The sequence below is a fragment of the Holophagales bacterium genome, from assembly GCA_016719485.1.
GTDB lineage: Bacteria > Acidobacteriota > Thermoanaerobaculia > UBA5066 > UBA5066 > UBA5066.
In genome coordinates, this window is the sequence record JADJZB010000011.1 from 154,908 (window position 1) to 165,526 (window position 10,619).

Genomic DNA, 10,619 nt, shown 5'->3' on the forward strand with positions numbered 1-10,619 from the left:
CATGAAGGAGCCGACTGCGCATCTCGACGCCGTCGGAAGCGTGGTCGAGGCGCTCGCCGAGCTCGCCCTCCCGCCCGTCCTCGTCGGTGGCATGGCCCTCGTCATGCTGGGGTCGCGACGGGTCACGCGGGACTTCGACTTTCTGATCGCCCGTCCCGGCGAAGCGCTCGGCCCGCTGGTCGACGCCTTCTACGACCGGGGCTTCGAGCTCGCTTCCGGGGTCAGCGCCGAGGGCGAAGTGACGGCCACCATCTCCAACCGGCGAGTGGCCGCCGCCCGGCTTCGCCTGGACGCGCCCGCGAGCGCGTACTTCCTCGCGCCCGAAACGGGGCTGCGCGTGGACCTTCTCTTCGATTTCCCGCTGCCCGCGGCAGAACTCGCCCGGCGAGCGACCACCTTCAAGGTCCGAACGAAAGCCTGGCGCGTTGCTTCGGAAGCGGATCTCCTGCGGCTGAAGAAGCTCGCGCAGGCGAGCCGATCCTCGCCGGGCGACGCAGAGGACATCGCCTTCCTCGAGGCTCGCCGGGCGAAGAGCCGGCAGTGAGCCCCGGGGCCGCGCTCGAGAGGACGCGGAGCGGGCACGTCTGGAGCGTCCCGAAAACGAAGAACCCGGCTAGAACTTGCGACCTTCTGGTAATGACCAGAACCAAAGGAAACGCCGGGGCCGGCCGCTCGTACCACCTTCTTGACACGGTATGATGTGCATCATATACTCATAGGAAGGATGCGACGGTCCGCCCCCAGCCGCAAGGAAGCGACGCACGAGCGCATCGTCGAGGCCGCCGCGCGCGCGATCCGGCGCAGCGGCTACGACGGTACCGGCATCGCCGACGTCATGAAAGACGCCGGCCTCACGCACGGGGGCTTCTACGCCCACTTTCCCTCGCGCGAGGCGATGCTCGCCGAGGCTGCGGATCGCGCCGGCGCCGAAGCCGTCGCCGCGTCGGCGCGCATCGCGGCCGCCGCTTCGCCGCCGCAGGCGCTCCGGGTCCTGCTCGAAGCGTACCTGTCGAAGGCTCACGTCCAGAACGCCGAGACGGGCTGCCCGGTCGTCGCCCTCGGCTCGGAGATGCCGCGCCAGGCCCCCGAGGTGCGCCGCGCCTCCACGCGGCGCATCAAGGAGATGATCGACCTCGTCGCGCGCCAATCGCCCGACTGGGGCCAGCCGGGCGCGCACGAGCGTGCCCTCGCAACCGTCGCCACGATGGTGGGCGCCGTGCTCCTGGCACGCGCTGTCGACGACCCAAAGCTCTCGGACGCTCTGCGGAGGGCGGCGCTCGAACACCTCGCCCCGACCGGCGCCTGATCTCGCGTTCGCACATGAAGAGGGTTTCGCTGGAATCAAAATATGATGCTCGTCATATCTTCGGAATCACGACAGCCGCCAACGTGCGGCCGGCGCGGGAGGAATTCGATCAACCCGGGAGCTGCACGGAAAGGAACGACGAGATGAATGCCAGGAGCAAGACAGCGATCGTGACCGGCGCCTCGTCAGGCATCGGCCAGGCCACGGCCGAGCGGCTGACGAAGGCGGGCTACAGGGTCTACGGCACCAGCAGGCGGGGAGCGACGGCGGGACAGCGACCGTTCGAGATGCTGCCCCTCGACGTGACCAGCGATGAATCGGTCAAAGCCGCCGTCAGAGACGTGATCCGGCGTTCCGGACGAATTGACGTCCTCGTGAACAATGCCGGCTTCAGTGTCGCCCCCGCGGGAGCGGAAGAGAGCTCGATCGAACAGGCCTGCTCGATCTTCGATACAAACTTCTTCGGGATCGTACGGATGACGCGCGCGGTGGTGCCACACATGCGGCAGCAAGGGGGCGGTCGGATCATCAACATTGGCTCCGTGCTCGGCTTCTTGCCCGCACCGTACATGGCGCTCTACGCCGCAACCAAGCACGCCGTCGAAGGCTATTCGGAATCGCTGGACCACGAGCTGCGGACGCGGGGCATTCGTGTCTCGGTCATCGAGCCTGCATACACGAAGACGGCCCTGGACACGAACGCGCTGGAACCCGACTCGAAGCTCGAAGAATACCGTGAGGTGCGCGCGGCCCTGGGCCATCAAATCAGCGCGATCATGGCGACGTCGGACGAGCCCGGTGTCGTGGCCGACGTCGTTCTTCGAGCGGCCCTCGCCGCACGCCCGAAGCTCCGATACACCGCCGGCAGCTTCGCGAACCGGCTGCGATGGCTCCGTAGGTTTGCGCCCGAAGGCCTCATGGACGCGGGGATTCGAAAGAACCTCGGCCTCGACACACCCGCAGTGACCTCGTTGCGCGACTCCCCGGTCCCGGAAAGCCCGCGAGTGGAGCGCGGATGAGAGCGCTCGCCATTCGTCGTTACAAGGCGCCGATGGAGATGATGGACCTGCCGCGGCCCGAGCCGGGACCGGGCGACCTTCTCGTCCGGGTACGCGCCGCGGGCGTCAACCCGCTCGACTACAAGATCCGCGACGGCGTCGTGAAGGTGCTGACCCCCTACACGTTTCCGCTGATCCTCGGCACCGATCTCGCCGGCGACGTGGAAGCGATCGGTCCGGGCGTGACGAGATTCAAGGTGGGCGACGCCATCTATGCGCGCCTCGACAAGGAGCGCATCGGCGCCATCGCCGAGTACGCTCTCGTGCGCGAAGGCGCCGCGGCGAAGAAGCCCGCGCGCCTCGACTACGTGCAGGCGGCATCGCTCCCGCTCGTGGGACTCACCGCCTGGCAGGCCCTTGTCGAAGTCGCACGGTTGCAGGCGGGACAGAAGATCCTCATCCACGCCGGCTCGGGCGGTGTCGGCACCTTCGCCATCCAGCTGGCCAAACACCTGGGTGCAAAGGTCGCGACCACGGCCGGCGCCCGGAACCACGCCCTGGTGAAGTCGCTCGGCGCGGACCTGGCGATCGACTACAGGACGACCCGCTTCGAAGACGTGGCCAGGGACCAGGACGTGGTCCTCGACTCCCAGGCGGGCGACACGCTGCTCCGCTCGTTCGAGGCGGTCAGGCCGGGCGGCGTCGTCGTGACGATCGGCGGCCGGCCCGACGGCAAGTTCGCACGCGCGTGGGGCCTGAGCCTGCCGCTCGTCTGGATCCTCGGGTTCCTGAATCGCAAGGTCGATCGCCTGGCCAGGGAGAAAGGCGTGCGCTTCGAGTACCTGTTCATGCGAGCGAGCGGCGAGCAGCTGGAAGAGATAGGCGCGCTGGTCGACCAGGGTGTCATCAAGCCGGTCCTGGACAGGACGTTTCCCCTGGAAGCCGCGGCCGATGCCATTTCCTACGTGGAGTCCGGCCACGCCGTGGGAAAGGTCGTCATTCGCGTCGGCGAGTAGCTATCCCGAACCTGTCCCGAGCTCAAAACGAAGAACCCGGCGTTTCCGCCGGGCCTTGTAACCGCTTTCATCTCGCGGACTTATGTATGGTTGCGGGGGCAAGATTTGAACTTGCGACCTTTGGGTTATGAGGCCCGGGCGGCGACGCTACCAGAGCCGCCGCGATCCGTAGGCATCGAAGACAGCGTCCCGGCTCACGAGCGGAAGGCCCTCGGCGATCGCCTGGGCCGCCAGCAGGCGATCGAACGGGTCGCGGTGATGGAACGGGAGCGAGACGACCCGCTGGAGATGTGCGGGCAGAATCGGGAGGATTCGAATCTCGTTCGCGTCCAGCTGCGCGGGGAAGGCCTCCTCGAACGGGACGGACATCCCGAGCTTTCCGAGACTGAGCTTGATCGCGATCTCCCAGAGGCTCCCGGCGCTCACGAGGACCTCGTTCCCGTCGTCCTCGACGAGGGCTCTTGCCACCCCGCTCAGCTTCTCGTCTCCCGCGAGGAACCAGAGGAGCGCGTGCGTGTCGAGGAGCAGCCTCAAGCGCGGTACTCGTCGAAGTCGGCGAGCGGCGCGTCGAAGCTCTCGGGAATCTCGAACACCCCTCGGGCGCTTCCGAAGACGCGTTTGCGGTGCGGCTTCACCGGCACGAGCTCGACGGACCCGGCGTCCTCGGTGATCACGACCCGCTCCCCTTTGAGGGCCGCCTCGAGCAGGCTCTTGAGCTGTTCGGCTGCTGCCGCCACGTCGATCTCGTGCACCCGTGGCCTCCGTCGCGATTATGCCTCGCGGGGCGCCGAGGGCATCGAGCGCGCCGGGGCGGTCCTGCCGTCCTGCTCTTTGGGCCTCAGCCTCGAGAGGAGGAACGCGATCGGTGCCTTCGGCCAATCCCGTGTCGGCCGGTGGCTCGGAAATCGTCGGGTCACTCGTGCGCCGGCGAGATCTCGAGCCGGCTGGCGAATCTGCCGTCGCGCCGCGCGTCGCGAACCGTTCCGAGCGCCTTCTCGAAGGCGGCGAGGGTCTGTGCGAGCGCGTTGTCGTCGTGGGCCAGACTCGGCATCAGGAGTCCCTGGTTCGAGAGGACGCCGTGTCGCATCAGCTCCTGCTGGAGCAGCGTCCGGGTGAGGCGGCGACGGACCGGATCGTCGTCGTCGAACGAGACGACCATCCGGAACGGAGGGCCGCTCGTCCGGGCCGGGAGGTCGAGTGCGCCGCAAATCCGGTCGATCCCGGCGGCGAGCGCCCCGGAGAATCGGGCGAGGTGCGCCGGCACGTCGACCTCCCGGTAGACGGCGAGCGCTTCCCGCGCCGCGGCGAGAGAGGCTCCCTCTCCCTGGTACGTCGGGCCGTAGGCGATCCGGCCGATCGATCGGTCGAAGATCTCCCGACGTCCGCCGAGCGCCGAGAGCGGCATTCCTGCGGCCAGCCCTTTGCCGAGGCAGGTAAGGTCCGGCACGACCCCGGTGGCACGCTGCACGCTCCCGTCGCGGTAGCGGAATCCGGTGACGACCTCGTCGAAGACGAGAAGCGCACCTTCGCGGTGCGTGAGCGCGGCGAGGCTCGCGAGGAACTCCGGGTCGGCGTCCCGGAGCGGCTCGCCGTACCGCTCGATCGGCGCGGCCGGTTCCACCATCACCGCCGCGACGCGCCCCTTGTGCCGCGCGAAGAGCCGCTCGACCTCCTCGAGGTCGCCGTAGCGGAACCGCTCGACGAGCGGCTCGGCGTGTTCGGGGACGCCGGTCCCTTCGAAGCCGAGCCGCTCCACGAACCAGTCCTGCCAGCCGTGATAGCCGCAGAAGAGGACGACCGGCCGGAGGGTATGGACGCGGGCGAGCCGCACCGCCGCCGTGCAGGCATCCGAGCCGTTCTTCCCGAAGAGCACCCGCTCTGCGCCCGGGATCACCGCGCGGATTCGTTCAGCGACCTCGACCTCCAGCTCGTTCGTCAGCGAGAGGACCGCGGCGGAAGAGAGCGACTCTGCGACGGCGCGGGCGATCCGCTCGTTCGCGTAGCCGAGGAGAGCGCAGCCGTGCCCCATGACGAAGTCGACGAAGTCCCGTCCCTCGACGTCGGTGATCCGGCACCCGTTCGCGGAGCGGGCGATGACCGGATAGCCGGGGCCGCGCCGGCTCCAGGAGACGCCGATGCCGGTCCACCAGGCCAGAGCGAGTGCATCCTCGCTCCGGTCGAGGAGGCGGGCCGATGCCGTCGGCGCCTCTGCGGTAACCTCGACCGCGACGCGCAGCGGCTCGGCCCCGCGTTCCGCGAACCAGGTGACGTGATGGTGGACCATCTCGACGGTGTACTCGTATCGACCCGGGCGTTCCGGCGCGCGAAACCACCCGTGGAGCGTGACGCTCTCTCCGGGAGGAACGGCGTGTGGCATCGGGAAGCTCCCGGCGAGATCGCCGTTTCGGCGCATTACCGCCTCGAACGGGCCGGTCCCGTCCGTGGCTATCCCGGCTTCCCAGGCCCGGCTCCCGCGATTCGCGAGGGTCAGCCAGCCGACGAAGCGCGTCCCGGCCGGGATCCGCTCCGGGAGGTTGTGGTCGTACCCCACGGCGTATTCGGGCGGCGCGCCGCCGTCTCCTCGCGGAAGCCCGAGGAACGTTCCGAGTCTCGCGAGCAGACTCATCGAATGAACCGCATCGCCCGGATCATCACTCCGAGGAATCTAGCGCACGTCGATCGCGATCCGCCGTTCGCGGCGACCGGACGAGGGTGACGTGGATCCGTTCCGGTTCCTCCGGAGAGAGCGTGGGGAAGCAGCGCCGGCTCCGCGACCGATCGTCCTCCCTGTGGCCCGACCCGGAAACCGCCCGATTCCTCCGCCAGTGCCGCGAGGTCCGGAGCACGACGGGCTCGCGCCGATGGTCTGCCGCCCGGTGTTCGAGGAGCTCACCGTCCTCGCGAACGGCGACATCGTCTGCTCGAGCAGCGACGTCGACGGGCAGCGCGTCTACGGCAACGTCCACGTCGACCGGATCGCAGACGTCTGGGCGGGACCGCTCTACCGGGAGATCCGGGACTGGCAGTTGCGTACCGCGCCCGGCACCTTCTGCCCCGCGACCGACGAGGAATGCCCGCGCCGCGTCGTTCGGGCAACCCCGTTCGACCGCCCGGACGGCATGCGCGTCCGCCTCCTGAAGCTGGAGCCGACCACCCATTGCAACCTCGCCTGCCCGCAGTGTCCCGTCGTCAAGAACTTCCCCGCCAAGCCGCATCTCGACGAGTACCGGGCCAGGAAGACGCTCTCCGTGGAGACCATGCTCGACGTCGTCGACCAGCTCCCCGACCTCGAGCGGATCCTCTACTTCAATTACGGCGAGCCGTTTCTCCACCGCGGCACCGTCCCCTTCCTCCGCGAGCTGAAGCGCCGTCGGCCCGACGTCTGGGTCGGCACGAACACCCACGGTCTCGCGCTGACGCCAGACGTCGTCGAGGCGCTCGCCGGAGAGGTGCTGATCGACAAGTTCGTCGTCTCGATCGACGGCGCCTTCCCGGAGAGCTACGCCGAGTACCGGGTCGGCGGAGACCTCGACCGAGTGCTCCGGAACCTCCGCGCCCTCGTCGAGGCGAGAAAGCGCGCGGGAACCGAAGAGCGCTTCGAGATCGTCTGGCAGTACATCTTCTTCGAGTGGAACGATTCGGACGAGGAGCTCGCCCGCGCGAAGGAGCTCGCCGAGGACATCGGCGTGCCGATCCAGTGGGTCATGACCTGTACCGACGGAGGATCGGAGCGGCTGCGGCACCGCTCGGCCGAGTTCGACCGGCTCACCGGCGGCGGAGATTCCTACGCCGCGATGCACCGACCACTCCAGCTACGCACGATTCTCGCGAACGGCGGCGTCGCGGAGGGTCGCTACCTCGCGGAGATCGCGGCGGAGCGGATCGAGGCCGAGCCGCCGGTGCCTCGGCGTTCCGACGGGTTTGAGACGCCGGACGTGCCGTCGGTCGCCGCCCAGCCCGGCGCGACGGTCTCCCTGTCGCTCCGCGTTCGGAATCTCGCAGAAAGGTACTGGATCTCGAGCACGAAGGAGGCCTGCTTCCGGATGGGGGTGCTGCTTCAGTCGGCTTCCGGACGCCCCCTCTCCGAGCTGCCGATCCTTCACGACGCCGACGGTCGGTATCCGTACCTCCCCGAGGAGGCCCGGCCTCCGGGCGGCGACGCGAGGTTCGTGATCCGCTTCACCGCGCCCGACGTTCCGGGTCCCTACCGCCTTCTGGTCGACATCGTGGAGCAGGGGGTCTGCTGGTTTCACGAACGGGGATCGCAACCGCTCGTCCTGACGCTCGACGTGGTCTGAGGCGGGCCCGTCGCAGGCCGCGGCCGTGGCGGGCTCCGCTCTCGTCGGACCCCCCGCGTGACGAGGCACTCCCCCCGTACCGCCGACGAGTTCTTCCCCTCCCCGGCCTCTCTCTCCTTGGCCCCGAGGCTGCGGCGACCTCGGGTTCCGCGGGAGGCGGAGAGGTCCGACCCGACCTAGAAACCGCCTAGAAATCCCGCCTGAAAAAAAGCCCGACCTCCCGGGCGCCGGGTCGTCGTAACCGCTTGCATCTCGCGGACTTATGTATGGTTGCGGGGGCAAGATCTGAACTTGCGACCTTTGGGTTATGAGCTTTCCCGTCAAGCTGGGTCTAGAGCGGTCGAGACCTTTCGCAAGGCCCGAGTCCCCGAAGCTGAATCCGCCTCAGCCAGGAAGACCGCGATGTTTCCTCACGTTCAGCGCCTTCCACGCCAAGGCCGGGTGCGCCGCGATGATGCCCCGCAGGCGTTCGTCATCCGTGAGGAGCGCGGGGACGATCTCCCCTCGGTCGTTGACTGCATCGAGGAAGGCTCGCTCGTTCTCGCGGAGCGGGAGCACGACACCGAGGAGGCGTTGGCAGTCCGCCACGAGAGATGTGGTCCACGCCGCGACGTCAGGCTTGGCGGGCACGAGGTCACTTCCGGAGCATCGGGAGGAGCCGCTCCGTCACGTCCGCCGATGAAGTCGTGACCGCCTCGACGCCGACGGTGCGCCAGTCGACACGATTCGCAGCGCCGTAGACTACGAACGCGAGGCGGAGCTTCCCCGTATCGAGCGTCCCGGAGCGCAGGATCTCTCGCGCGTCGAAGAGGTCGCGGCTCGCGCCGCGTGCGAGGAGCGCGGCGAGCTTTCCCGCGGCGAGTTCGTGCGCGTCGAGTATCGGGAACTTGCCGCGCGTCGGGATTCCGGGGAGCGCGGAGGATGACCGGATCTCCGTGGGCCAGAGCGGGGAACGGAGCATGGTTCACGTCGAGCTCGAGCGTCCCTGTCCCGCCCGCTCCGGCAACGAAAGAGAGCCGCCACTTCCCGCCAGCGTGGTCGGTCGGGACGCGTTTCACTGTGAGGCTGCTTCGTTCGCACGCAGCGTGGAGCCCTCGCTCGACGTCCGGACGCTCGGTCTGCATCGTGGCCCGATCGACGGCGCCGACGTAGTTCAAGTCGATGTCGACAGAGAGGCGGGGGACGCCGAGGGCGAAGAGATTGAGGGCGGTGCCGCCTTTGAGGGCGACGCGTGGTCCAGTGTAAGGGTGCGCGCGAATCGCGTCGAGGAGGCCGAGGAGGAGCAGCACCTTCTCGATCGTCTCGGCCCGGAACCCCATCGCTCCGGCGAGCCGTTGGAGGTCTGCGAGGGACATCGTCATGGCACCTCCGCCCAACGGCGTTCAAGGACGACTTTCGGCACGACGAGGTTCCAGGACGCCACGAGATGCCCAGGGCTTCGTCGCGCATCGAGGTACGTCGGCTGCTTCGGCCGACGTGCCCGCAGCGGCGCGAGGTGCCGCTCCTCGACCTGGAGCGTGTCGCGATGCTGCTCGAGGAAGAAGCCGACGCGGACCGCACTGATGGCGGTGTCGCGGGCGAGGGCCTCTGCGACGACCGAGTCGAGGTCGAAGAACTCGACCATCTCGAGAGACCTCCAGACCTCTTCCCATCCCCCGCCGACATCGGGCGCGTCGACGAGATCGACGAGCGTTCTCTCGAAGGTCGTGACGCGGACTGTCCCTCCGGCGTGGAGCTCCTCGACGACGCCCGCGCTCGGGGCCGGCACGCGAGCACGCGGACGAAACGGAACGAAGGTGCTCCCGCGGAACGTGAACGCGGTGACCTTCGCCCTCGTCGCCACGTGGAACCGGTTCCAGATGGAGTACGTCCGGCCCCGATACTGAAGCGCGGCGTGAAGTGCGACGGCGGCATCGGGGGCCAGCCGGGTCGCGACGAGGTACGGGTCGGGCGCGAACGATTCGGCGTCCACCCCGCGTGGCACGACCGCGTAGAGGCCACGGCGCACGCGCACCAGGCGTCCCTCGCGAAGGTAGTACGTCAGGAGATTCGTCCCGGTCCGCGTCGCGGCCTGGTCCCGAACCGTCCCGAACTCGGTTAGGGTGAAGACAGGGTGGGTGGCGAAAAAGTCGAGTGGCTTCACTTGCGTCTATGGAGGAAAGGCACAATAAATTTAGTCCTTTCGATCCGATGACGCAAGTAACGGCCACTGTTCCGGGTTCCGGACGGGAGCGCCGGACACAGAAACAACGAGGGGCGGCGACGCGATCTTGTGGCCCCGCAGGCGAATCCTGCCCTATCTCCGCTCGACCATCGGCGGCAGAGTGCCGTCCGAGGTCACGTTGTCGTTCACCACGCCGTACGCGACGAACCGGCCCGGAGTCGCCCACGAGCCGCACTTCGGCCCGGCGTCGCCTCCGTAGCCGATCTCCGAGTGGCCGGTCCCACTGAAAACGCCGGCCGGGCGGGAGCGTCACGGAGGGAAGGGTCCCGATGATCGCCCCGTCGGAGGCCTGGTGAAGCGTCACCTCGAGACTCACGTCCGGCCCTCCGTCGGGCTCCGGATTCGCGACGGCGACGTTCGAGCGGAACCCGGCGTCCTCGCGCAGGCCCGGGACGACCGCCCGCTCGTCGGCCCACCGCACCTCGTTCGCGACCGGAACGCTGACTCCGTAGTCGCCCGATGCGCCGGTGCCCCGCGCCTGGACGATCGCGGTGACGAGGAGATCGGCGGCCCCTTCCGGCCGGTCCGACGCGAACGTGAGCGTTCCTGCGAAATCGTCCGAGGAAGGTGAGCCCCTTTTCCGGCAGCCCCCACCGCTCCCGACGTCCGAGCGTCAACTCGGTCCGGTACCGCCCGTGTTCCGACGTCACGCCGACGACGGCCGGGAGGAATCGCGTGTGCCGGCCTCGAAGGACGTCCGGCTCCTCGAACGGCACGACCGTCCCGTCGTTCGTCGCACTGTCGTTCCTCACGAAGTAGCCGAGGAGGTCGTTGCGC

At 68.6% G+C, this 10,619-nt stretch carries 10 protein-coding genes; 5 read left to right on the forward strand and 5 right to left on the reverse strand.

Annotated elements, in window-relative coordinates:
- The first annotated feature begins 1 nt into the window (after nt 1).
- The 4 genes from IPN03_09550 (at nt 2) to IPN03_09565 (ending at nt 3,320) form a co-directional block, all read left to right on the forward strand.
- Nucleotides 2-544, forward strand: a complete 543-nt coding sequence (locus IPN03_09550) for a hypothetical protein (GenBank protein MBK9373958.1) — start codon at nt 2-4, stop codon at nt 542-544.
- Nucleotides 545-724: 180 nt separating this feature from the next.
- Nucleotides 725-1,306 (forward strand): TetR/AcrR family transcriptional regulator, encoded by a 582-nt coding sequence (locus IPN03_09555; GenBank protein MBK9373959.1) that lies wholly within the window; start codon nt 725-727, stop codon nt 1,304-1,306.
- A 143-nt stretch (nt 1,307-1,449) separates the two neighbouring features.
- Nucleotides 1,450-2,325, forward strand: a complete 876-nt coding sequence (locus IPN03_09560) for an oxidoreductase (protein ID MBK9373960.1) — start codon at nt 1,450-1,452, stop codon at nt 2,323-2,325.
- On the forward strand, nt 2,322-3,320 hold the full coding sequence (locus tag IPN03_09565) for an NADP-dependent oxidoreductase (GenBank protein MBK9373961.1): 999 nt from the start codon (nt 2,322-2,324) through the stop codon (nt 3,318-3,320). The genes IPN03_09560 and IPN03_09565 overlap by 4 nt, the downstream gene beginning before the upstream one ends.
- A 147-nt stretch (nt 3,321-3,467) precedes the next feature.
- Here the strand turns inward: IPN03_09565 and IPN03_09570 are convergent, their stop codons facing one another.
- The 3 genes from IPN03_09570 to IPN03_09580 all read right to left on the reverse strand — a co-directional run bounded on the left by IPN03_09570 (nt 3,468) and on the right by IPN03_09580 (nt 5,946).
- Nucleotides 3,468-3,854 (reverse strand): type II toxin-antitoxin system VapC family toxin, encoded by a 387-nt coding sequence (locus IPN03_09570; GenBank protein MBK9373962.1) that lies wholly within the window; start codon nt 3,852-3,854, stop codon nt 3,468-3,470.
- Nucleotides 3,851-4,072: a type II toxin-antitoxin system prevent-host-death family antitoxin gene (locus IPN03_09575; protein MBK9373963.1), complete on the reverse strand. Its 222-nt coding sequence runs from the start codon at nt 4,070-4,072 to the stop codon at nt 3,851-3,853. Before IPN03_09575 ends, IPN03_09570 begins: the two co-directional genes overlap by 4 nt.
- Before the next feature lie 161 nt (nt 4,073-4,233).
- Nucleotides 4,234-5,946, reverse strand: a complete 1,713-nt coding sequence (locus IPN03_09580) for an aminotransferase class III-fold pyridoxal phosphate-dependent enzyme (GenBank protein MBK9373964.1) — start codon at nt 5,944-5,946, stop codon at nt 4,234-4,236.
- Nucleotides 5,947-6,145: 199 nt separating this feature from the next.
- Between IPN03_09580 and IPN03_09585 the strand changes: the two genes are divergently transcribed.
- Nucleotides 6,146-7,618 (forward strand): radical SAM protein, encoded by a 1,473-nt coding sequence (locus IPN03_09585; GenBank protein ID MBK9373965.1) that lies wholly within the window; start codon nt 6,146-6,148, stop codon nt 7,616-7,618.
- Nucleotides 7,619-8,034: 416 nt separating this feature from the next.
- On the opposite strand, the gene IPN03_09590 is transcribed toward IPN03_09585, so the two are convergent.
- Nucleotides 8,035-8,973: a nucleotidyl transferase AbiEii/AbiGii toxin family protein gene (locus tag IPN03_09590; GenBank protein MBK9373966.1), complete on the reverse strand. Its 939-nt coding sequence runs from the start codon at nt 8,971-8,973 to the stop codon at nt 8,035-8,037.
- Nucleotides 8,974-8,975: 2 nt separating this feature from the next.
- Nucleotides 8,976-9,761, reverse strand: coding sequence for a transcriptional regulator (locus IPN03_09595; protein MBK9373967.1), 786 nt, complete (start codon nt 9,759-9,761; stop codon nt 8,976-8,978).
- Nucleotides 9,762-10,619 lie beyond the last annotated feature (858 nt).